This is a genomic window from Streptosporangium jomthongense (genome assembly GCF_042650425.1).
Classification (GTDB): Bacteria; Actinomycetota; Actinomycetes; order Streptosporangiales; family Streptosporangiaceae; genus Streptosporangium.
The window spans coordinates 217,494-238,716 of record NZ_JBHSBC010000004.1 but is presented as its reverse complement, the minus strand read 5'-3'; the positions used below and the strand labels follow the sequence as shown (position 1 = coordinate 238,716).

The window sequence follows — 21,223 nt, the reverse complement described above, 5'->3', positions numbered from 1 at the left end:
AAGAGGGTATGGACAAGCTCACGCCGACGGACCTTCTCAGCGTGGGAGAGGTGGCCCGCCGCGCGGGTGTCGCCGTCTCCGCGCTGCACTTCTACGAGCAGCAGGGCCTCATCGTCTCCGAACGTACGGCGGGCAACCAGCGCCGCTACCGCAGGCACGTCCTGCGGCGCATCTCGTTGATCCTGGTCGCCAAACGCATGGGCATCCCGCTGGCGGAGGTCGCCCAGGTCTTCGAGGGCCTGCCCGGCGACCGGATGCCCTCCAAGCGGGACTGGGAGCGCATCTCGCGCCGCTGGGCCGCCCTCCTTGAGGCCCGCCGCCGGGAGATCGAACGGCTCGAACGGGAGCTCACCGGATGCATCGGCTGTGGCTGTCTGTCCCTGCGGCGCTGCCGCGTCCTCAATCCGCAGGACAGCCTGGCGGAGGAGGGGACGGGCGCCACGCGACTGCCTCCGGCTCTCCCCGGAGAGGACGAGTGACCCTTTCCTGAGGCCTTGGGGCGCGTTGACCGTTTGGGTGGAATCCCAGTTCGAGGGATATTTACTGTTAGTAAAGTTTCCTTTATATTTGGATTTCCCCCCAGCGAAGGAATCAACATGCGCAGAACGATCTCAGTCGCATCAGCGACGGTCATCGCGTTCGCCACGGTGTTGCTCACCGCCACGCCCGCGTCGGCGCACGGTTACATCACCTCTCCTCCCAGCAGGCAGGCCCTGTGCGCTCAGGGCAAGGTCTCCAACTGCGGCCAGATCATCTGGGAGCCCGCGAGCGTCGAGGGCCCGAAGGGCCAGCACAACTGCAGCGGAGGTGACGCCCGCTGGTCCCCGCTGGACGACGACAGCAAGGCGTGGCCGGTCACCAACGTCGGCAGCAGCGTCACGTTCAACTGGCGGATCGAGGCCCGCCACTCCACCAGCACGTGGCAGTACTACGTCGGCAACACCCGCGTCGCGGAGTTCAACGACCGTGGCAAGATTCCCGGCTCCACGGTCTCGCACGTGGTGAACCTCGGCAACTACAGCGGCCGTCAGAAGATCTACGCCATCTGGAACATCGCCGACACCGCGATGGCCTTCTACAACTGCGTCGACGTCAACGTCGGTGGCGGTCCCGACCCGTCGCCGACCCCCACCGTGACCCCGACCGTCACGCCGACCGCGACCCCCACCGTGACCCCCACGGCCACGCCGACCGTGACCCCGACCGTCACGCCCACCCAGGGCCCGGCCTCCCCGTGGGCCGCCGGCACCGTCTACACGTCGGGCGCCCTGGCGACCTACAACGGCACCACCTACCGCTGCCTCCAGCAGCACACCGCCCTCCCCGGCTGGGAGCCGCCGAACGTCCCGGCCCTCTGGCAGCGCCAGTGATCCGGTGACGCCAGTACGTCACTGAGAGCCCGCGCCCCCTTCACCGGGGACGCGGGCTCTCCCCTTTTCCCACGGAGACCACCATCCGGGACCACCATCGGGGACCACCATCCGGGACCACGACCCGGAACCGCCGGCCGGGCCGTACGTCCGGAGCCGTCAGGCGGGCCGTACGGTCGCCGGAACCCTCGTTCGGGCTGTTTGTCGGTGGTGGGGGGTAACGTGCCGGGTGTGAGCGACGAGCACCATCCCTACGAGGGCGAGCGCTGGCAGCCCGGCGACCTCGTGCTGGACGCCGAGGGCGGCCTGTTCACCCGCGCGGGCCTCGCCGACCAGGCCAGAGGCAAGCCCTGGGGTTACCCCGACAACCGCACCCGCTGTCTCACCGGTGAGCCCTTCGTTCCCGAGGGCATCGCCGGAGAGGACTTCCCGATCCGCCCGCTCACCCTCATGCTCCGCGACGGCCGCCCCATCCTGCCCGGGGTCCCCGACGACATCTCCGCCATCGACGGCACGGCCGCCCGCGACGCCGCCGTGGCCTCCGGGGTCGGCGGCCTGTTCCTCGCCGCGACCGCCTTCGACCCGGACGGCGCCGGTGACGTCAGGGCCGCCAGGCTCCGCGCCGACCTGCTCGACAGCGTCGTCATCGTCGACAACGTCCGCGACCTGCACCGCATGTTCCGCGGCGCCGCCGACGGCCTCCTCGTCGCCCTCGCCGAGGCCCAGCAGAACGACCCCGACCTCTGACCCACCCGGTTCAGAGCTCGCCGGTCAGCATGGCACGGGCCACCCGGTCCCTGACCCCCGCCAACTCGGCCTCGACTTCAACCGACCCCGTCAGCGGATCTCGGCGCGGGACACGCGGAGCGCGCCCAGGGCCGCCGGGAGGGCGATCCACAGCAGGACCGACGTGGCCAGCCGTACGGCGTCGCCGCCCGTCATGGTGCCGGTCGCCAGGGGGCCGTTCGTGTTGCCCAGGTCGAACCACTCCGCCAGGACGCGGCCGGTCTCGCCGAGTCTGCTGACGACGCTCCACAGCATCGTGTTGGTCAGGCAGACCACGATCGCGACGGGGGCGTTCAGGGACAGCAGGCCGAAGGCGGAGCCCATCGCGGTCAGCAGGACGAACGTCGCGGCCATGCCGGGCAGGGCCAGGGGAGGGACGGCCCAGTCGGCCGGGACGTGCCGGACGGCGGCGACGACGGCCGTGGCCGGCACCGCCACGAGCAGCGCGAACACCGTGGCCACCACGGCGACGGCCAGCGGCGGCAGGAACTTGGCGGCCAGCACCCGCGCCCTGCGGGGTTCGAGCGTGAACGTGGTCAGGGCGGTCCTGTGGCTCCATTCGCCGGTCACCGACAGTACGGCGAGCACAGGCAGCAGGATGCCGAACCCGATCCCGGCCGTGCCGGTCAGGGTGAACAGCCGGGGACCGGCGACGAGGCCGCGCCCCACGACGGAGGCGACCGTCAGCGCGACCAGGACCGCCGTCAGGACCTTCCCGCTCCGGGTGTCGAAGATCTTGCGGGTCTCGACGAGCAGCAGCCTGTGGAAGGGGATCGAGGTCACGCCGCGCTCCGGTCCGTGTCGGAGGTGAGGTTCAGGAAGACTTCTTCGAGCGAACGGCCGCCGCCGAGCCCGTCGACCGACCCCTGGGCGAGGACCCGGCCCCGGCCGATCATCACGACGTGGTCGGCGATCTGCTCCACCTCGTGGATCAGGTGCGAGCTGAGCAACACCGCGCAGCCGGAGCCGGCCAGGTGGCGCAGCAGTTCGCGCAGCCACCGGATGCCCTGCGGGTCGAGGCCGTTGGCGGGTTCGTCCAGGATGAGCGTCCCGGGGCGGCCGAGGAGCGCGTGGCCGATGCCGAGCCGCTGCCGCATCCCCAGCGAGTAGCCGCCGACCGGGCGCCGCGCCTCCTGGCCGGTGAGGCCGACCAGGTCGAGGATCTCCCCGACCCGCGACTCCGGCAGGCCGAGCGTCGTCGCGCCGAGCCTCAGCACCTCCCGCCCGCTGCGGCCCGGATGCAGGGCGCCCGCGTCGAGCAGCACCCCGACCCGGGTCCCGGGGTTGCCCAGCCCGCCGTACGGCAGGCCGTACACGGTGGCGGAGCCGGAGGTGGGGCGGGAGAGACCGACCAGGACGCGCAGGGCCGTGGACTTGCCCGCGCCGTTCGGCCCGAGGAACCCGGTGACGCCGCCGGGCTCGACCGTGAAGGACACGTCGTCGAGTGCCCGGACCCCTCGGTAGACCTTGCTTACGTGACTGAACTCGATCATGCGTCAAGTCCACCGGATCCGGCGCCGCCGGTCATCGGCCCTGGGGCGAGAGGGATACCGACCCAGGTATCGCCTTCGGAGGTCAGGGTGTGGACCCAGGTCGCTGGGGGCACAGGGCGGCGTTTCCTAGGCTGGTGGCGTGCGGGAGAACACACCACTGGACCGGCGGGGCGAGGCCCTGCGCTATCTGTGCGCGGCGCTGCCCATGCTGTTCTACGGCGTCATCCTGGTCACGGCGGCGTCGCGTTCGCCGGACCGGGTCGTCCCCATGCTGGTCGACATCCCGCTCGGGGTGGCAGGGCTGGTCCTGATGCGCTGGCGCCGCCGCCTGCCGTGGCAGACCGCGCTGGCCACGGCCCTGCTGACCAGCTTCTCCGTCACCGCGACCGGCCCGGCCCAGGTCGCCTACGTCTCCCTGGTCACGCACCGCAGGTGGCGCTGGACGCTGCCGATCGCGGTCGCGTCGTGGCTGTTCCTGCTGGTCAACACCACCCGGTACGGCCTCACCCAGGCGGCCGTCATCAGCCAGATCACCGGGACCGTGATCCTGGCCGGCCTGACCCTTTTCGGACTGTACCTCCGGGGACTTCGCGACCTGGAAGCCTCCCGGCGGGAGGCCGGGCTGGCCGCCGAACGCGAACGACTGCAGCAGATCGAGCAGACCAAGCTGGCCGAGCGGGCGAAGATCGCCCAGGAGATGCACGACGTCCTGGCCCACCGGATGTCGCTGCTGTCGATGCTCGCCGGGGGCCTGGCCTACCGCAAGGACCTGGGTCCCGAGGAGACCCGGGAGATCGCGCTGGCAATCCAGGAGAACGCCCACCGGTCGCTCAACGAGCTGCGGGCCGTACTCGGCACGCTCAGGAGGGACGGCGCGCTTGAGGCGCCGCAGCCGGGCCTTGAGCACATGGGGGCGCTGTTCGAGGAGGTGCGCGCGGCCGGGCAACGGGTCGAGGTCGCCGACACCGTCGAGGACCGGGAGTCACTGCCGACGCAGACCGGCCGCCACGCCTACCGCATCGTCCAGGAGGCCCTGACCAACGCGCGCAAGCACGCGCCGGGCAGTGAGGTGGCGGCCGAACTGGACGGCAGGCCGGGCAAGGGGCTGCGCATCCGGGTGAGCAACCCGGTGTCGTGGGGGACACCCCCGAGCCCCGGCGGGGAGCACGGGGGGCACGGGCTGGTCGGCCTGGCGGAACGGACCAGGATGGCCGGGGGCACGCTCGACCACACCGTACGGAAGGGGCGCTTTGTTCTTGATGTCCATCTTCCGTGGGAGGCTTGACCCGTGATCCGGCTGGTGATCGTGGACGACGACCCGATGGTGCGCACCGGGCTGCGGCTCATCCTCGGCGGCGAGTCCGACCTGGAGATCGTCGGGGAGGCCGGGGACGGCCTGCGGGCCATGGCCGTGATCCGCGACCTCGAACCCGACGTCGTGCTGATGGACATCCGGATGCCCGAGCAGGACGGGCTGACCACGACCGAACTGCTGCTGTCCGAACCGGACGCCCCCAGGATCGTCGTGCTCACCACCTTCGACGCCGACGACATGGTGTTGCGGGCGTTGCGGCTCGGCGCCGCGGGCTTCCTGCTGAAGGACACGCCGCCGCCCCGGATGGTCGAGGCGGTCCGCGCCGTCGCCCGGGGCGAGGCGGTGCTCTCGCCGAGCGTCACCCACCAGGTGATCGCCGCCGCGACCGGCGGGCCGTACGGCGCGCAGGGGCCGCACGACCCGTATGACGCGGGGGCGCGGCGGGAGCTGGACAGGCTCACCGAGCGTGAGCGCGAGGTGGCGGTCGAGGTGGCGCGGGGCGGTTCGAACACCGAGATCGCCGAACGCCTCCACATGAGCGTGGCGACCGTCAAGGCGAACGTCACCCGGATCTTCGCCAAGCTCGGGGTGGAGAACCGCGTCCAGGTCGCGATGAAGGTCCGTGACGCCGGGCTGCTGTGACCCGCTTGGTCCAGGAGGCACGGCTTGCCCTGGAGTGGACTCCAGCACCTAGAGTGCCGGTCACCGAAAACGACCATCGAAGGAGCACGACCGTGCGCTACCGCGTTCTCGGCGGCACCGGCATCGAGGTGAGCGTCCACTGTCTGGGCACCATGATGTTCGGCGCGGTGGGAAACCCCGACCATGACGAGTGCGTCCGGATGATCCACACCGCGCTCGACCAGGGCGTCAACTTCGTCGACACCGCCGACATGTACTCGGCGGGCGAGTCGGAGGAGATCGTCGGCAAGGCGCTGCTCGGCCGCCGCGACGAGGTCGTCCTCGCGACCAAGGTCCACTTCCCGATGGGCGAGGGCCCCAACCGGAGCGGCAACTCCCGGCGCTGGATCGTCAAGGAGGTCGAGGAGAGCCTCAGGCGGCTGAGGACCGACTGGATCGACCTCTACCAGGTCCACCGCCCCGACCACAGGACCGACATCGAGGAGACCCTCTCCGTCCTGAGCGATCTCGTACGGCAGGGCAAGATCCGCGCCTTCGGCTGCTCGTCCTTCCCCGCCGAGGAGGTCGTCGAGGCCTACCACGTCGCCGAACGCCGGGGGCTGATGCGCTTCAGGACCGAGCAGCCGCCGTACTCGCTGCTGGCCAGGGGCGCGGAGCGCTCGGTGCTGCCGACCTGCCGGCGGCTGGGCATGGGGGCGCTCACCTGGAGCCCGCTGGCCTGGGGCTTCCTGAGCGGCAAGTACCGCAAGGGGCAGGACATCGACCTCACCACGGGTCGCGCCGCCCTGGCGCCCGCGCGTTTCGACCCCGCACTGCCGTTGACCGCGACCAAGCTCGACGTCGTCGAGCAGCTCGTCGAGGTCGCCGACGGACTCGGCTGCACGCTGCCCGAGCTGGCCGTAGCCTTCCCCGCCGCGCACCCGGCCGTCACCTCCGTGATCATCGGGCCGCGGACCCCCGCCCAGCTCGACGCGACGCTGAAGGGGGCCTCGCTCGTCCTCGACGACGCGACCCTCGACCGGATCGACGAGATCGTGCCGCCCGGCACCGACGTCTACCACCCGGACGGGGCCTGGCAGCCGCCCGCGCTGACCGACGTGGCGCTGCGCCGCCGTACGACGGACGACCGCGCCGCGGTCTGATCCGTCCTGTCCTGATCTGTTCCGTGGCGGGGGGTCGGCTGCTCCCGCGACGGAAGTTTTCCGCGGCGAGGTTCGGCCGTTCCCGCGGCGGGAGTCTTCCGTGGCGGGGGTTCGGCCGTTCCCGCGGTGGGGGTCTCCGGCGGCGGGGGGGTTCAGCCCTTCCCGCGGCGGAAGAAGGAGCGTCTCCTCCGGGTCGGGGGTTCGGAGGAGGCCGGGAGGTCCTCGACGGGATGGCGTTCGCGCCACTCGGCGAGGACCTCCTCGACGTCGAGGGTCGGCTGGAAGACCGGCGGCCCCGACAGGGGTTTGCCGTGGGCGACGCGGATGCGGGCGTTGAGCTCGTCGATGATCTTCCGGGCCTCGGCCTCGGTGCGCGCGTCCACCGCCGTCGCCCTGGAGTCCTCGGCGTCCTTGCGCAGGGCGAGCGTCCCCGGCAGCGGGAAGGAGAGGTTCTCCTCCTGCATCTTCCGCTTGATCCACCACATCTCGTCGTCCTGCTTGCCCCCGCCGGGGATGGGCTTGCCGGCACCGGGCAGGTTGTCGAACTCGCCGCGTTCGGTGGCCTCGCGGATCTGCCGGTCGATCCACGTCTCGAAGCTGACGCCGAGGGGTTTGCGCTCTGTCACAGGGCACCTCCGTATCGCGGCCGGTGTTCTTTTCCGAGGATAACCAGGCAGATGTTCCGCCCTGGATCCGAGGCCAAGAAGGAGTCCAAGATCCGGGAAGCGGATTTTCCCGATGTTGACCATGTGCGAAGAGCCATCGGAAAGAGAGTGTTAGGTTGGCGTTGACCGTACTTTGTCGGCGCCCACGGAGAGCCAATGGTTTCCGAGCCGTCCGGTCGTCCCGACCGTTCATGGCCTAAAGGGACATTTCTTGCACGACTGGCGGAGGCGGATCGCCGTTCGCTACTCAGCCTGGGCAGACCCAGGGTCTGCCCGCCCGGGGAGGTTCTGCTCGCCCAGGGGGCTCCCGGTGACCACGTGGTCCTCCTGATCGACGCGCTGGTGACGGTCACCGCCACGGTCGAGAACGGGATCGTGGCCCTTCTCGGCATCAGGATCGGCGGTGACCTTGTCGGGGAGATGGCCGTCCTGGACGGGGCGAGCCGTTCGGCGACGGTGACGACGTGCGCGCGTTCGATGGTCATCCGCATCGGTAAGCGCCCCTTTCTGGGCTATCTCGCCGAACACCCCTCCGCCGGGTTGGTGCTCAACTCGATGCTGAGCGACCGGCTGCGCTGGGCGAACAGGCGCAGGCTCGACTTCACCGGTTACGGCGTCGGCGTGTGCCTGGCCCGGGTGCTCGTCGATCTCGCCCGCCTGCACGGCCGCGAGAGCGCCGAGGGGGTGGACATCGGGGTACGGCTGTCGCAGTCCGAGCTCGGCGCGCTCATCGGGGCCAAGGAGATCTCCGTCCACAAGGCGCTGCGGGGCCTGGCGGACCGGGGCCTCGTCAGGGTCGGCCACCGCAGGGTCGTCATTCTCGACCGTCACTCCCTCATGACGTACGCGGAGCTGAGTGAGGTGAACTGATGATCGTTTCCGGGTGACACCGGATATTTCTCCGAAACCATATTTATAGGGCTTCCTTTCGCGCTTCCGGCGTCATCGTTGGCCGTGCTCCCGAAAAGGGACACGCCGATCTGACAAAGGGGAAGCGGATGACGGAAGCCGTCATGCCTGAATATCGGGCGATGATTTCCGGCGACATCGAGGACTACGGCTCACGCAACGCCGGTGAACAGGCCGTCCTGCAGACGACCCTGGCGGATCTCCTCGACACCGCCGCCAGGGAGGCCAGGCTCGAACGCCCGCGCTGGTCGCGACAGGTGTCCGGCGACGGAGAGTTCTCGGTGCTGACCGAGCCCGCCTCCGTGCTCGACCTGGCCGACCCCTTCGTGCGTGAGCTCGACGTCGCCCTCGCCGTGCACAACCGCAGGCAGTACGGCGACAACTGGACCCGGGTACGGCTGCGCGTCGCCCTGCACGTGGGGCCCGTGCTCCCCGCCGGACCGATGGGCGTGCCGGGGCCGCACGCCGTACAGGTGAACCGGCTGGTCAACGCGCCCGCGGCCTGTGAGGCCCTGCGGGTGTGCCCGGCCGCCGACCTCGTCCTGATCGTCTCCGACCGGGTCTTCGACGACTACCTGTCCCAGGGGTACGGTCACCCCCGCCCTGTGCGGTTCCGTCCCGTGACGGTCCAGGTCAAGAGGCAGCGTTTCCTGGCCTATCTCTACCTGCCGAACGTCGACGTCCACGAGCTGCGGGAGCTGGACGCCTTCGACCCACCCGCCGACGACGACCCGGTCCCCGCGCGGGATGCGGAAGGCCCGCGCCCGACGAAGCCCTTCGGCGCCGCGCGTGACGTCATCATGGGCGACCAGCACCGCGTCAAGAACGGCAACATCTACCAGTCCCAGGGCGACATGCGCTTCGACGCGGGACACGGTGGACGATGAGCGCCGAGCCCACGCCCCAGGAGCCGGGCGACAGGCCGCCGGAGGAGCCCGCGAAGCCCGAGCCCGCCAAGGCCGGCAAGGAACCCCCGGCGGAGAAGGCACGCGCTGAGACCTCCAGAGAGATCGAGGACGAGGACGGCGAGCTCGACCTTCCCCTGCGCGAGCGCATGGCCGCCGAGGACGAGGAACGGCACCTGCGCGAGGCCAACCTGCGTGACCTCTACGGCGAGGCTCCGCGCGCCGGGCGCGACGCGATCGCCGGGAGCGCCTACCGGGTCAGGTCGGGAAACATCTACCACGCCGACCGGATCTTCTTCGGCGGCAAGGGGGAGGAGGGGCGCGGGGGCGTCGTCCACCTCGCGCCGAGCCAGCGGGAACTCCTCAACCGGGTGCACGTCAGGACCGTCTCGTGCGGGCGTCTTGCCGAACTGTTGCGTGACGAGCCGGTCGTCGCGCTGCGGGGCGGGCGGGGCAGCGGCCGCAGGGACACCGGCTGGATGGCGTTGCTCGGGTTCCGCCGTACGGAGGGGACGCCCGTCGGATGGGTGCGCGACTCCGTCAACCCGCTGGACCTGACGGGGGAGGAACTCGACGAGAAGGGCGGCTACGTCCTCGACGTCACGGGCAGGGCGTGGACACGCGCGTCGGCGGACGGTCTCTTCCAGCACCTCGCCGCCGTCGCCGCCGTGCGGAACGCCAGGATCGTGGTCCTCGTCGACCAGGGGTTCCCCGGCGTCGTGTCGGCCGTGGACCACGACGCCCCACCCCCCGGCCAGGTCTTCGAACGGTGGCTGTCCTGGGAGCTGGACGGCGCCGCCCCGGTGGACGTCACCGCTCACGACGGCGTCCAGGAGCACCTGAAGGAGGGCTGCGCCCTCGCTGACGCCGTACAGCTCGCCAAGGACGTCGCGGAGGCCCTGCGCGGGGGCGGCGGGCTCGACAACGCGCTCGCGGGGCAACCGCGCAGGCTGCGCGCCCAGGTCTGCGCCCTGCTCTCCCCCGAGCACGACGTACGGCGGCGTTGCTTCCTGCTCGGAGTGGCCGTGCTGAACGAACTGCCCTCGGTGACGATCACGCGGGCGGCACTCCGGCTCACCGAGATCCTCGCCGACCCCGACCACGTGCTCGTCGATCCCGAGTCGTGGGACGCGCTGTCGGAGTGGGTGAGCTACGCCCAGGCGTCCCAGGTGCCGGACGAGCACGGCCAGGGCAGCCGGATCCGGCTGAGCCGTTCCTCCATGGCCTCCGTCGTGCTCGAAGTCGCCTGGCAGGAGCACCCGACGATCAGGGAGGCCCTGCTCGCCTGGCTGGGACGGCTGTGTGAACATCCCGACCAGGCGGTCCGCATCAAGGCCGCCCACGCCATCGGCAGGCTCGCCACCTACGACTTCGACGTCATCGACGGTGAGTTCCTGCGCCGCTGGAGCGTCTCCGGCAGGACCCGCGACCACTGGCTCGCGGCCTGGGCCATCGAGGCGGCACTGCTGTCCCCGCACGTCGTGCCCCGGCTGCTCGACCGGCTGCGCGAGTGGGCCGCGGGAAGCGCGGCGAAGCAGGCCATCGTCGCCAGGGCGTACGGCCTCGGCGTCGGCGTCGAACAGATCGACCGGGCGCTGCCCGCCCTCAGGCAGATCGCGCTGCGCTCCTCGCGCCCCACGACCCAGGACGCCGTCTCGCGGACACTCATGGAGATCTACGGCCCCGGGACAGCGTCCAAGATCCTCTCCGAGCTGGCGGAGTGGGCCGTCGGCGGCCATCCAGGGCTGCGCCGTACGGCCGCGCTCGCCCTGACCCGGCTGGCCTCAGGAGTGGAGAACGACACCTGCAGACTGCTGCTCACGGAGTTCACCGGCGAGGAACACGGCTGGGCGCGGGAACACCTCGTCACCCTGTGGGGAAACGCCCTCAGATGCGGGCTGTTCGCCCGGAGGCCGACGGGCGTCACGGGTAGTCCGATCCGCGCCGCCTGGGATGTCTTCGCCGAGTGGGTCGCCAACTGGGGCACGACGCCCGGAGTGCGGCCGGTCGTCGAGGCCGTCTTCGAGGCGGCCGGACACCACCACCTGCGCGGGCCGCTCCGCTTCCACCTGCGCCACTGGTACCTGCGGCGGATCGTCGACATCCCCCTCTACCACCGCCTGGACCACCACATGAAAAGGACGGAAGGCTCATGAGATTCGTGTACCGGCTCCTCGGAAGGCTCCCCCGCCGCGCGGCCGCCGGCATCGCCCACCCCTGGAAGGACGGGGAGGACGGTCCGATCGGCTCGGTGCGCCGGTTCTTCCAGCCCCCGCCCGCGCCGCACTCCATCTACGACGAGCAGGGCCTGCACGAACGGGACGCCCCGCTGGAGCTCACCGTCCCCGCCCGTGGGGACGCCTTCTCCTTCCAGGTCGTCGTCACGGTCGCCTGGTGTGTGACCTCGGGTGACGGCCGCACCACGACGGGGCTCAAGGCCGACATCGCCGCCGAACGGCCGAAGATCCACGAGCGCGCGGAGGAGGTCATCCGGCGCGTCGCCCGACGGTTCGAACCGTACCTGCCCGGTGAGGCGGAGGAGGCGGTCAACGAGGCCCTCACGGTCGAGTTCGCCCGCCCGCCGCACCAGTGCGACGACGTGACGATCACCGCGACCGTCAAGGCCAAGGTCGGCCTCACCGAGGAGGTTCGTGAACTGCGCAAACAGCTCGGCCGGGTGCTCCTGGAGATCCAGGCGAAGGCGGAGATCGATGCGATGATCATGGCCAACATGACACAGGCCCGCGACGCCTGGCGGGGCTTCCTCACGGAGGGCATGGAGGACTGGACCGCGCGCTTCGCCGTACGGCTCGCCGAGAGCCCGAGGGAGGTCGCCGGGGTCATGACGACGATGGTCGAGGAGCGCAGGCAGGACGCGCAGAGCTTCCTGGACGTCGTCAAACAGGTCGTCGCCGCCCAGCAGAGCGTGGACGTGTTCGACCTCGTCGCGGCCAGCGACGGCGTGCTGCGGATCGCCCTGGAACGGCTCGGCGTGCCCGTCCCGCCCCCCGCCTCCGACCTGCCCTGGCTGGAGGAGCGATGAAGGCGCGTCACCTGCTCGCGGTCACGGCGATGACGGCCGTCACGGGATGCTCGGTCGGCGGCCTGCTCGGCCAGACGGCCCAGGCGCCGGGCGGGGGAACGTCAGGCCAGGCGTGCCGGTGGCTCGGCGAACAGGCCGCCGACGCCGCCCAGGCCCGGCTGGACCTCGTTCTCCTCGTGGACCGTAGCGCCTCGGCCCGTGACGGGCAGGGCAGGGCGTGGGACTGGTACCGGGCCGTCTTCGGCGGCGAGGGCACGGCCGTCGGCGACGCCGTCACGTTCCCGAACACACGCCTCCCCACCCCGGCGAGGATCAGGATCGGCGCGTTCGACGGGGAGGGGTCGGTCGAATGGGTCGTCGGCGACCTCCTGCTGCCCCACCTCACCGCCACGGCGGACGGCTACCGCTCCTCCTACGCACTCAACGTGGGCGACTGCCTCAGGGACGCCGTCGGCCGCGCCGCCGCGTCCCCGCCCCGCGAACCGGGCAGCGCCGTCCTCGGGGCGCTCGACGTCGACCGCGCCCCGGCGACCGCGCCGGACGCCGAACACCGGCTCGTGGTGGCCACCGACGGCCTGTCGACACAGGGGTGCGCCTCCCTGGAACGGACCGCCATGCGGGACCTCACCATCGTCGGCAGGATCGTCCGGGCCTGCCAGGGGCAGCGGGCCGTGCCGGACCTGCGGGGATGGCGGGTGGAGATGCCATGGCTCGGCCACCCGGGAGCGGACAGGCCGCAGCCACGGCAGAGCCACAGGAAGTGGCTGACCAGCCTGTGGAGCGGGCTGTGCGCCGCGACGGGCGCCCACCCGTGCCGGATCGCCGACGGTCGCCCCACGGACCCCGCCCAGGGGACCCCGGGCGTTCCCGTGAGCGTCGCCGACCCGGTCATCGCCTTCTCCTCCACGGAACGGGCCCCCGACCCGTTCGTGAAGAAGGTCCTCCCGGAGGACCTGCTCTTCCCGACCGGGTCCGCGGTGCTCCACGCGAGTGGGCGGGAACTGCTCACACGGTTCGCCGACGAACTGGCCGGGCAGGCGCCCGAGTCGGTCAGGGTGGCGGGATACGCCGACGACCGGGGCGGCACCACCTACAACGAGGACCTCTCCCGGCGCAGGGCGCGGGCCGTCGGCGACGTCCTGCGACAGGCGGGCCTGCGCGGCGTCCGCACCGAGGGGCGGGGAGAGGTCGCGGGGAACTGTCCCTCTCCGAGTGCGGAGGACACCAAGGCGTGCAACCGGCGCGTCGAGATCGTCTACAGGGTGCGTGGCTGACATGGACGACGCTTACACGAACGGCGCTCACTCCCATTCCGGGGATGAGACGGTCATCCAGGGCCGTGTCGTGTCGGAGAAGACGGCGCCTCCCCCGCTGGACACCCGTGAGGTACATCTGTGCCACCACGGCTGCGACTGCTGGCAGCGCAACTTCGACCGCTACCTCGCCGTCACCCCCGAGCGGGAGCCCGACCAGCTCGACAGCGTGGAGATGCACGCGCTGCTGACCGCCAAGGGCCGTGCCGTACGGCATCTGCACCGGCACCTCGACCCCATGGCGCTGGGGCGGCGCAGGCTCATCAAGACCCACGGGGAGGCCACGGTCGCCCTGGGCGAGCTGAGGGCGTTCGCCGACGAGGGCGCGCTGACGCGGGCCGTAAGGGAACGGGAACGGCTCGACGACGTCATGGCGGACAGGAAGGTCCGGCCCCCGATGTGGCTTCGGGTGGTCGCGTGGCCGGCGATCGTCGCGGCCGGAGCCTTCGACACCTGGTACTTCCAGGGGGTCTTCCAGCGGCTCGTCGGCAACCGGGCGGTCTCCCTCCTGGAGCAGGTGATCACCCTGCTTCCCGGTGTCGTGCTGACACTCGGCATGGTCATCGCGGGGACCACCCTCGGCAAGGCCGTCTACCAGGCCAGACGTACGCACGAGGAACGCCGGGAGAGCAGGGGCGGGGCGGCACGGTTGTTCGCGAACCTCGGTCTGTGGGTGTTGCGCCTGGTCCTGCCCGCGCTGCTGCTCGTGGTCGCCGCCCTGTGGGCGCTGTTCCGGGTGGTGGACGTGAACGCGGGAGGCAGGTTGCCCCTCCCGGCGGACTTCGTGGCAGTCCTGGTCGTGACGCTGTCGCTCTGCGCGATCGCGGTGAAGGTCGCCGCCCATGACCCCTACGTCACCCGGGAGTCCGAGGTACGGCGCCGCCTGGCGCGGGCCCGCAGGTCGGAGCGGACTCTGGTACGGCGCGCGGGCGGGAGGCTGCGCCTGCACGTCACGGCCTGGAGCGACCTGCGGGCCATGCGCGACGACCTCGTGGCCGGGGTCATCGAACGGTACGGCGAGGCCTACCGGTTCATCACCTACGCCCGGGGGTTCCACGGCAAGGCCGGGGAACTGCCCCCGGTGTTCGTCCCCGGTTCCAGGAGGGCCGACCGGGGTTCCGGCGGGACCGAGGGGGAGCCACCGTTGCCGGAGTGGATCGGGGACGAGCTCTCCGGGGTGGCCGGCCCCGTCCCGGAGTACGGCGCGTTGCGGGAGGTGCAGGAGGTCCTGCGCAGGTACGAGCCGGGGGAACTGGAGCGGGAGTTCGCCGAGGTACGCGGCCGGCTGACGGCCCAGTGGAGCGGGACACCGGCGGGCCGTACGGCATCGGCGGACCGGACGGATTCGACCGGCCGGATGGGGGAGGGGGAACGTGAGGACTAGGCGTTCGCGGCGGACGGGAGCGGAGGCCAGGCCGCGGACCGGGCCGGTGGCTTGGGCGGTTCGGTCGGCTCGGGCCCGGAGTGAGGCACCGGACGCGCGGATGCGGGCGACGGCGATCCTGGCCGAGACCCGCGAGGAGGTGAACAGGGCCGACACCAAGGCGTCGATTCTGCTGGGGGCCATCGGTATCGCGGTCAGCGGTGTGGTCGGCGACATGGTGAACGGCGTCGTGAACGGGTCGTGGGGGGCCTCCTGGCCGTGGTTGCGCTGGACCGCGGCGGGGGCGGCCTTCCTGTCGGTCACGATGCTGTTGATGGCCCTGTATCCGAGGCGGATCGGGTTGCGCCGCCCGTTCGTCAACGCCTACTTCGGGGACGTGGTCGCGCACTCCGGCCCCGAGGCTCTGCGCGCCTCGCTCGAAGGGCCGTCCCCCGACGAGCTGGGACGGCTCACCGACCAGATCCACACGATCAGCCATATCGTCTCCACGAAGTACCGGTTGATCCAGCTCGCCCTGTGGTGCCTGGCCGTCTCGGTGCTGAGCGGCGTCCTGACCGTCGTCACGGCCACACTTTGAACCCCACACCCCGGGCCGGTAATGGTTAGGATCAGAGGGATATGCCCTGTGCTGGGGGAGACCCGAGGGGGGACGGTGACCGAGCACACGCCTCAGGAACACCGTCCACGTGGCTCTTTCGTGGCCGCCGCGACGGCGCTGTCCCGGCTGGGGCGGCTGCGTGACCTGCCGGTCATCCTCACACTGGCCTGGGTCGGCTGGCTGGCCATCCCGTGGCCGTCCAGCGGCCTGACCCAGGCCAGGGGCCTGACCACCGGCGTCCAGGACATGGACGCCCCCGCCGCCCCCGCCGTACGGCCCGCAGCCGTGGGGACGGCGTGGACCCTCGCCGCCGCGCCCGCCGCGCCCGCCGCGCCTCCGCCGACGCTGGTCAAACCACCGCCACCGGTCCCGCCCTGCGCCGAGGAACCCTGCACCGGGGAGGCCGAGGGGCCGGGGGCAGGGAAGGCCGGGGCCGAGGGAGACCTGGCCCGGCTGATCGCCGGGGAGCGGGCACGCATCGCCGGAGAGGTGCACGACGCGGCGGGGCACGGCCTGGCGACCATCGCCATGCAGGCCGGGCTCGCCCTGCTGATGTTCGACGAACACCCCGACCAGGTCCGCGAGTCGCTTGAGGCCATCCGCGCGACCAGCACACGGGCACTCGGCCAGCTCCGCTCCGCACTCGACCTCGTCGAGTCGGGGCCCTCCGGTCACGACCTGCCGGAGTTGTTCGCCGGGGTGCGGGCCGCGGGGCTCGCCGTCACGGTCGAGCCCGCCAGGCCGTACGTCCCGCCGCAGCTTGAGGACGTGGTCTACCGGGTGGTGCGTGAGTCGCTGACCAACGTGCTGCGCCACGCCGGTCCCACCCAGGCCGTCGTCAGGATCGCGCACGACCGGGACGGCCTGCGCGTCGAGGTCCTCGACCGGGGTTCCGGTACGGCGGGCGCACCGGCCGGTACGGCGGGCACGCCCGTCGAGGGGCGCGGGCTGACCGGGATGCGGGCCAGGGTGGTCCGGGCCGGTGGCTCGTTCGAGGCCGGCCCCCGGGAGGACGGCGGCTTCCACGTCATGGCCCACTTCCCGCAGGGAACGGACGCCATCAAGGTCGGCCTCCCGCCCAGGGTCGTATGAACGAGCGCGCGGGCACGGCGCCGATCCGGGTGGCGCTCGCCGACGACCAGGCCGTCGTACGGATGGGGCTGCGGGCGCTCATCGAGCGCGAACCCGACCTGGAGTTCGCCGGGGAGGCCGCCGACGGCGCCGGGGCGCTGCGGCTGCTCGGTGAGACGCGTCCCGACGTGCTCCTGCTGGACATCCGGATGCCGGGCATGGACGGCCTCGAAACGCTGCGGGCCATCGCCGCCGACCCCGGGCTGGCCGCGACCAGGGTGGTCGTCGTCACGACCTTCGAGGTCGACACCTACGTCTTCGCCGCGCTCCAGGCGGGTGCCAGCGGGTTCGTCCTCAAGGACAGCGCGCCCGAGGAGCTGACCCGCGCCATCAGGGTCGTCGCCTCGGGAGAGGCCCTGCTGTCCCCCTCGGTCACCAGGAAGGTCATCGGCCTGTTCGGCCGGCACGACGCCGCCCCGGTCGAGGGGATCGACACCCTCACCCCGAGGGAACGCGAGATGGTCGCCTGGGTCGCCACCGGCCGGTCGAACGACGAGATCGCCGCCGAACTGGTCATCAGCCCGGAGACCGTCCGCACCCACGTCAGCCGCGCCATGGTCAAGCTGCGCGCCAGGGACCGCGCGCAGCTCGTCGTCTTCGCGGTCAGGTCCGGGCTGGCGTCCCCCTGAGGTCTTTGAGGAAGCCCCGGTAGGCGCGCTGTTCGAGCTGCGCCTCGATCTGTTTGACCGTCTCAAGGCCGACACCGACCATGATGAGCAGGGTCGTCCCGCCGAACGGGAAGTTCTGCTGGGTCCCCGGGTCGCGCAGCAGGACGAACGCGACGATCGGGATCAGCGACAGCACGGCCAGGTAGGCGGCGCCGGGCGCGGTCAGCCGTGACAGCACGAACGCCAGATAGTCCGCGGTCGGCCGTCCGGGACGGATGCCGGGCACGAACCCGGAGTAACGCTTCATGTTGTCGGCCACCTCGACCGGGTCGAAGGTGACCGAGACGTAGAAGTAGGTGAAGGCGACGGTCAGCAGCAGGTAGGCCGTCACGTAGACGGGGTGGTCGCCGGAGGTGAGATAGCGCTCGATCCAGGCCGCGACGGGCCCCGTGCCGCCGGTGAACTGCGCCACCAGCTGCGGCAGGAACAGCAGCGACGAGGTGAAGATGACGGGGGTGATCCCGGCCTGGTTGACCTTGAGCGGCAGGTAGGTCGAGGTCCCGCCGTACATCCTGCGGCCGACCGCCCGCTTGGCGTACTGGACCGGGACGCGCCGCTGCGCCTGCTCGACGAACACCACGGCGGCGACCAGGACGATCCCGGCGGCCAGCATCGTGACCAGCGCGAACGGGTTGAGCACGAAGATGTTCGACAGGTAGGACGGGAAGACGGCGACCACCTGCGTGAAGATCAGGATGGACATGCCGTTCCCGATCCCCCGTTCGGTGACCAGCTCGCCCAGCCACATGATCATGGACGCCCCCGCGACCAGCGTGACCACGATCACCATCGTCGTCAGCATCCCCTGGTCCCGCAGGAGCTGCCGCCCGCAGGTGGGGAAGATCCGGCCCGTACGGGCCAGTGAGACGACGGTCGAGGCGTCCAGTACGGCGAGCGCGATCGTCAGGTACCGGGTGTACTGGGTGATCTTCGTCTGCCCCTGCTGCCCCTCCTTCTTGAGCGCCTGCAGCCGGGGAACCGTCACCGTGAGCAGCTGGATCACGATCGCGGCGACGATCGACGGCATGATTCCCAGCGCGAAGACCGACAGCTTCAGCATCGCCCCGCCGCTGAACAGCTGCACCGCGTCCAGGATCCCGCCCCGGGCGCCGCTCAGGCAGGAGCGCACCGCGTCCACGTCCACCCCCGGCGCCGGGAGGATCTGCCCGAACCGGAACAGCGCGATGATCGCCAGCGTGAACAGGATCTTCTTCCTGAGTTCCGGCACACGGAAGGCTCGGATGAGGAGGGTCGGCATGCGCCGAGTCTTCCTCCGGGGCCGTCGGCCGGGCATCCGCCCACCGGAGGCTTCGCCGTACGCGAATCCGCGTATGCCGGACCGAGAGAGGTCTGAGTGCGGAAATCAGCGGTGGAGACGATCGGGGGAGGCCGTCGCAAACAGTGGCCGGTCCATCGGCTGTGCCGGGAGAACACCCGCCGCGCCCGCGAGACCTGACGGTCACAGCCGCACGAGGAACCCGTCCACGACGAGCGTGCGGGCCAACTCGATCTGCTTCGCCTCGGACAGCTCCGGCAGATCGCGCACCTCGAACGGCTCGGTGCTCCTCGACAGGAACAGCATCGCGGCCCGATGGTCCGCGTCGGCGCTCACCAGCGACTGCGCGAACTGTAGCGCGACGCCGTCCGTCATCATCAGTACACGTGAGTAGAGCGGCTGATACCTGACCACACGGGTCCGTCCGTCGATCCGGGGAGCCTCGACGGCGTTGGGGACCAACTGCCCGACGGGCCGGCATCGGCCACGCCGGACCAGGGCGTCCCCCAGAGCCCCGAAACCTTCGGCCATGACGGCCGGGTCCTCGATGGCCCTGGCCACGTCGCGCAGGAGGTCGTCGAGGCTCGCACGGACGCCCACGTCGTCAACGTGCCGCGGTGGCAACTGGGCGAGGACGCGGTCGTCCCGGTAACTCAGCGCCTCAAGTGCCTCGGTGACGAGCTTCAGCACGGTCGGTGCGTGGATCCCGACGGTCAGGTGGATGGACGGCTCGGCGTTGGCCGTGGCGGCGTGGACGCGGCCGCGCGGGAGGTACAGCGCGTCCCCCGCGTTCAGTCGCAGGACGGCCGGTGCCGGGAGGTCGGACACGACGACCTTCTCCCGGCGTCGCATCTTGTGCGGCGGCACGTCGGCGTCGTCGTGGACGTGCCAGGTTTTGGATCCCTGGACCTGGAGGACCAGCACGTCGTGGTCGTCGTAATGAGGGAGGAAGCCTCGCGATCCGGGCGGCGTGATGTAGGCGTTGACCTGTGTCTCGAAGTTCAGCTCGACCTCAAGGCTGTGGGCCAGTGAGGCGACGGTGGGCACGTGACGCTCGACGCCGTTGATGACGATCGTGTGGCCGTCTGCGAAGTCGTTGCGGATCCGGACGAGGTCAATGGTGCCGTCGGCGAACCTGTAGGAGTCGGGGCTCCTGCGGTCGTTCTCCCGCACGACCGTCACAGTCGACGGTTCCGGCCGGACGATCTCCAGGACGTCCTCGACGGCTGCCGGGTCGAACAGGCTGCCGAAGTAGTCTTCGCGGTCGCGTTCGACGTGGTAGTGCGTGATGCCCCACACCTTCTGCAGGAAGGTCTCCACCGTGAGTGGCTGGAGCAACCGGGCCAGCGTGAATTCGACGGTCATGCGTTCCCAAACTTCGCCGTGATCAGTTCACCGGGATAGCCGTTGCGCACCAGCTCGTCGCACACGTACTGGTACATCACCTTGTAGGCGTCGCAGTACACCGACGGATTGTCGAACCCGTTCCGCTTCGAGAAGCGGTTCTCCAGGTCGCCACCGCGGCAGACATGACGCCACCGGCACCCGGCACATCCTTCGGGCAAGGTGTTGAAGGTCTCCTCGACCTCCAGGAAGACCGGTTCGGCGAGAAATTCGCGCAGGCTGGTTTCTGCGGTGGAGTACACCGGCGTCCCGGTGTACCAGCCCAGTGCCGGGATGAACGTGTCGTCGATCGCGACGGTGCCGTCGCTGCGCGCGATGACGACCTGGTTCTCCTTGCGCGGCCGACAGAACGCCTGGCCGGGGGCCACGTCCGGCCGGAAGTGGTCGAGCAACTGGTCGACGAAGCGGATGTGCACGTCCGTGTTGTCTTCGCTGAACCATTCGTGGAAGAGATCCGAGAGGCACGAACCGTACTGCTTCGCCGCACCCGAGGAGACGAACTCGACGTCATCGGCGTTCCTGTCGGGAAGCAGGAAGGTCATGTTCCGCACGCCCAGTGCCCGCAGGTAGCGGTAGACCTCGCGGTAGTCGTTCCCGCTGTGCATGACGCTGACGGTCGACGGCAGCGGACTCCCGGGCCCATGGGCCTCGACGAGTCGCCGGATCGCGTCCTCCGTCCGGCTGAAGCTCGAACGACCATGCCGGTCAAGGCGGAAGCGGTCGTTGACCGTCCGCGGCCCGTCGATGCTGACACCCACGGCGACGCCGTGCTCGGCGAAGGCCGCGATCCACTGGTCATCGAGCAGCGTGCCGTTCGTCTGGATGCTCAGCAGGACGGTCGCGACCGGTTCGATGACCTCCCGGAGGAGCCGGCACGCCTCAGCGAACCTTCTGACCCCGATGAGGGTCGGTTCGCCGCCGTGGAAGGCGATCTTCGCGCACGGAATGCGCAGCTCCTCACAGCCTTGGGCGATCCAGTGGGCCAGCGCCTCCGTGACGTCGGCGGAGGCGAGTGAAGGCCTGTCGAACGCCGTCTCCTCGCCCATGTTGAAGTAGTAGCAGTACGTGCAGTTGATGTTGCACCGTTCGGCCACCTTGTAGACGACCTGGAGCGCCTCAATGGAGCCCGGCTCCGCCGGGCTCCATGCCGGCCGGACCACCCTGTCCACCACCGCGCGG

Annotated in this window: 21 protein-coding genes; 15 read left to right on the top strand and 6 right to left on the bottom strand. The window is 70.8% G+C overall.

What is annotated here, in order from left to right:
• The first annotated feature begins 8 nt into the window (after positions 1–8).
• From soxR to ACFOYY_RS07280, 3 genes are all read left to right on the top strand, one after another.
• A complete protein-coding gene (gene soxR / locus ACFOYY_RS07290) occupies positions 9–479 on the top strand; it encodes a redox-sensitive transcriptional activator SoxR (protein ID WP_386188792.1) in 471 nt (156 codons plus the stop codon).
• Between the two features lie 117 nt (positions 480–596).
• Positions 597–1,370 carry a lytic polysaccharide monooxygenase gene (locus tag ACFOYY_RS07285; RefSeq protein WP_386188790.1) on the top strand — a complete coding sequence of 258 codons (774 nt, stop codon included), beginning with the start codon at positions 597–599 and terminating at the stop codon, positions 1,368–1,370.
• A gap of 231 nt (positions 1,371–1,601) precedes the next feature.
• Positions 1,602–2,117 (top strand): hypothetical protein, encoded by a 516-nt coding sequence (locus tag ACFOYY_RS07280; protein WP_352011235.1) that lies wholly within the window; start codon positions 1,602–1,604, stop codon positions 2,115–2,117.
• A gap of 90 nt (positions 2,118–2,207) precedes the next feature.
• Here ACFOYY_RS07280 and ACFOYY_RS07275 read toward each other — a convergent pair whose 3' ends face one another.
• Positions 2,208–2,939: an ABC transporter permease gene (locus tag ACFOYY_RS07275; RefSeq protein ID WP_386188788.1), complete on the bottom strand. Its 732-nt coding sequence runs from the start codon at positions 2,937–2,939 to the stop codon at positions 2,208–2,210.
• Complete coding sequence (locus tag ACFOYY_RS07270; RefSeq protein WP_386188786.1) at positions 2,936–3,649, bottom strand: ABC transporter ATP-binding protein; 714 nt, start codon at positions 3,647–3,649, stop codon at positions 2,936–2,938. Before ACFOYY_RS07270 ends, ACFOYY_RS07275 begins: the two co-directional genes overlap by 4 nt.
• A gap of 139 nt (positions 3,650–3,788) precedes the next feature.
• Here ACFOYY_RS07270 and ACFOYY_RS07265 point away from each other — a divergent pair, with 139 nt between their 5' ends.
• From ACFOYY_RS07265 to ACFOYY_RS07255, 3 genes are all read left to right on the top strand, one after another.
• Positions 3,789–4,934 carry a sensor histidine kinase gene (locus ACFOYY_RS07265; RefSeq protein WP_386188784.1) on the top strand — a complete coding sequence of 382 codons (1,146 nt, stop codon included), beginning with the start codon at positions 3,789–3,791 and terminating at the stop codon, positions 4,932–4,934.
• 3 nt (positions 4,935–4,937) lie between these two features.
• Positions 4,938–5,606, top strand: coding sequence for a response regulator (locus tag ACFOYY_RS07260; RefSeq protein WP_386188782.1), 669 nt, complete (start codon positions 4,938–4,940; stop codon positions 5,604–5,606).
• Between the two features lie 92 nt (positions 5,607–5,698).
• Positions 5,699–6,748, top strand: coding sequence for an aldo/keto reductase (locus ACFOYY_RS07255; protein WP_352011230.1), 1,050 nt, complete (start codon positions 5,699–5,701; stop codon positions 6,746–6,748).
• A gap of 152 nt (positions 6,749–6,900) precedes the next feature.
• Here the strand turns inward: ACFOYY_RS07255 and ACFOYY_RS07250 are convergent, their stop codons facing one another.
• Positions 6,901–7,374, bottom strand: coding sequence for a DnaJ family domain-containing protein (locus ACFOYY_RS07250; protein WP_386188779.1), 474 nt, complete (start codon positions 7,372–7,374; stop codon positions 6,901–6,903).
• Between the two features lie 195 nt (positions 7,375–7,569).
• Between ACFOYY_RS07250 and ACFOYY_RS07245 the strand changes: the two genes are divergently transcribed.
• From ACFOYY_RS07245 to ACFOYY_RS07205, 9 genes are all read left to right on the top strand, one after another.
• Complete coding sequence (locus ACFOYY_RS07245) at positions 7,570–8,283, top strand: Crp/Fnr family transcriptional regulator (RefSeq protein WP_352011228.1); 714 nt, start codon at positions 7,570–7,572, stop codon at positions 8,281–8,283.
• A 143-nt stretch (positions 8,284–8,426) separates the two neighbouring features.
• Entirely contained in the window at positions 8,427–9,209 is a 783-nt protein-coding gene (locus ACFOYY_RS07240; protein WP_386188777.1) for a hypothetical protein, read from the top strand.
• Positions 9,206–11,383: a hypothetical protein gene (locus ACFOYY_RS07235; protein WP_386188775.1), complete on the top strand. Its 2,178-nt coding sequence runs from the start codon at positions 9,206–9,208 to the stop codon at positions 11,381–11,383. The genes ACFOYY_RS07240 and ACFOYY_RS07235 overlap by 4 nt, the downstream gene beginning before the upstream one ends.
• Positions 11,380–12,270, top strand: a complete 891-nt coding sequence (locus ACFOYY_RS07230; protein ID WP_352011225.1) for a hypothetical protein — start codon at positions 11,380–11,382, stop codon at positions 12,268–12,270. Before ACFOYY_RS07235 ends, ACFOYY_RS07230 begins: the two co-directional genes overlap by 4 nt.
• Entirely contained in the window at positions 12,267–13,544 is a 1,278-nt protein-coding gene (locus ACFOYY_RS07225) for an OmpA family protein (protein ID WP_386188773.1), read from the top strand. The genes ACFOYY_RS07230 and ACFOYY_RS07225 overlap by 4 nt, the downstream gene beginning before the upstream one ends.
• A gap of 1 nt (position 13,545) precedes the next feature.
• Positions 13,546–14,967 carry a hypothetical protein gene (locus ACFOYY_RS07220; RefSeq protein WP_386188771.1) on the top strand — a complete coding sequence of 474 codons (1,422 nt, stop codon included), beginning with the start codon at positions 13,546–13,548 and terminating at the stop codon, positions 14,965–14,967.
• A gap of 100 nt (positions 14,968–15,067) precedes the next feature.
• A complete protein-coding gene (locus tag ACFOYY_RS07215) occupies positions 15,068–15,544 on the top strand; it encodes a Pycsar system effector family protein (RefSeq protein ID WP_352011222.1) in 477 nt (158 codons plus the stop codon).
• A 75-nt stretch (positions 15,545–15,619) separates the two neighbouring features.
• Positions 15,620–16,657 (top strand): sensor histidine kinase, encoded by a 1,038-nt coding sequence (locus ACFOYY_RS07210; protein WP_386188769.1) that lies wholly within the window; start codon positions 15,620–15,622, stop codon positions 16,655–16,657.
• Complete coding sequence (locus tag ACFOYY_RS07205; RefSeq protein ID WP_362781585.1) at positions 16,654–17,325, top strand: response regulator transcription factor; 672 nt, start codon at positions 16,654–16,656, stop codon at positions 17,323–17,325. The genes ACFOYY_RS07210 and ACFOYY_RS07205 overlap by 4 nt, the downstream gene beginning before the upstream one ends.
• On the opposite strand, the gene secY is transcribed toward ACFOYY_RS07205, so the two are convergent.
• The 3 genes from secY to ACFOYY_RS07190 form a co-directional block, all read right to left on the bottom strand.
• A complete protein-coding gene (secY, locus tag ACFOYY_RS07200; RefSeq protein WP_386188767.1) occupies positions 17,300–18,622 on the bottom strand; it encodes a preprotein translocase subunit SecY in 1,323 nt (440 codons plus the stop codon). The two genes, ACFOYY_RS07205 and secY, sit on opposite strands and share 26 nt — an antisense overlap.
• A 201-nt stretch (positions 18,623–18,823) precedes the next feature.
• Positions 18,824–20,005: a cupin domain-containing protein gene (locus ACFOYY_RS07195; protein ID WP_386188765.1), complete on the bottom strand. Its 1,182-nt coding sequence runs from the start codon at positions 20,003–20,005 to the stop codon at positions 18,824–18,826.
• Entirely contained in the window at positions 20,002–21,204 is a 1,203-nt protein-coding gene (locus ACFOYY_RS07190) for a radical SAM protein (RefSeq protein ID WP_362781589.1), read from the bottom strand. The genes ACFOYY_RS07195 and ACFOYY_RS07190 overlap by 4 nt, the downstream gene beginning before the upstream one ends.
• Positions 21,205–21,223 lie beyond the last annotated feature (19 nt).

Bases quoted from the DNA above. Each gene is read 5' to 3' on its own strand.
- soxR (WP_386188792.1), top strand. From the start codon at position 9: ATGGACAAGCTCACGCCGACGGACCTTCTCAGCGTGGGAGAGGTGGCC.
- ACFOYY_RS07285 (WP_386188790.1), top strand. From the start codon at position 597: ATGCGCAGAACGATCTCAGTCGCATCAGCGACGGTCATCGCGTTCGCC.
- ACFOYY_RS07270 (WP_386188786.1), bottom strand. From the start codon at position 3,649: ATGATCGAGTTCAGTCACGTAAGCAAGGTCTACCGAGGGGTCCGGGCA.
- ACFOYY_RS07245 (WP_352011228.1), top strand. From the start codon at position 7,570: ATGGTTTCCGAGCCGTCCGGTCGTCCCGACCGTTCATGGCCTAAAGGG.
- ACFOYY_RS07240 (WP_386188777.1), top strand. From the start codon at position 8,427: ATGCCTGAATATCGGGCGATGATTTCCGGCGACATCGAGGACTACGGC.
- ACFOYY_RS07235 (WP_386188775.1), top strand. From the start codon at position 9,206: ATGAGCGCCGAGCCCACGCCCCAGGAGCCGGGCGACAGGCCGCCGGAG.
- ACFOYY_RS07230 (WP_352011225.1), top strand. From the start codon at position 11,380: ATGAGATTCGTGTACCGGCTCCTCGGAAGGCTCCCCCGCCGCGCGGCC.
- ACFOYY_RS07225 (WP_386188773.1), top strand. From the start codon at position 12,267: ATGAAGGCGCGTCACCTGCTCGCGGTCACGGCGATGACGGCCGTCACG.
- ACFOYY_RS07220 (WP_386188771.1), top strand. From the start codon at position 13,546: ATGGACGACGCTTACACGAACGGCGCTCACTCCCATTCCGGGGATGAG.
- ACFOYY_RS07215 (WP_352011222.1), top strand. From the start codon at position 15,068: ATGCGGGCGACGGCGATCCTGGCCGAGACCCGCGAGGAGGTGAACAGG.
- ACFOYY_RS07205 (WP_362781585.1), top strand. From the start codon at position 16,654: ATGAACGAGCGCGCGGGCACGGCGCCGATCCGGGTGGCGCTCGCCGAC.
- secY (WP_386188767.1), bottom strand. From the start codon at position 18,622: ATGCCGACCCTCCTCATCCGAGCCTTCCGTGTGCCGGAACTCAGGAAG.
- ACFOYY_RS07195 (WP_386188765.1), bottom strand. From the start codon at position 20,005: ATGACCGTCGAATTCACGCTGGCCCGGTTGCTCCAGCCACTCACGGTG.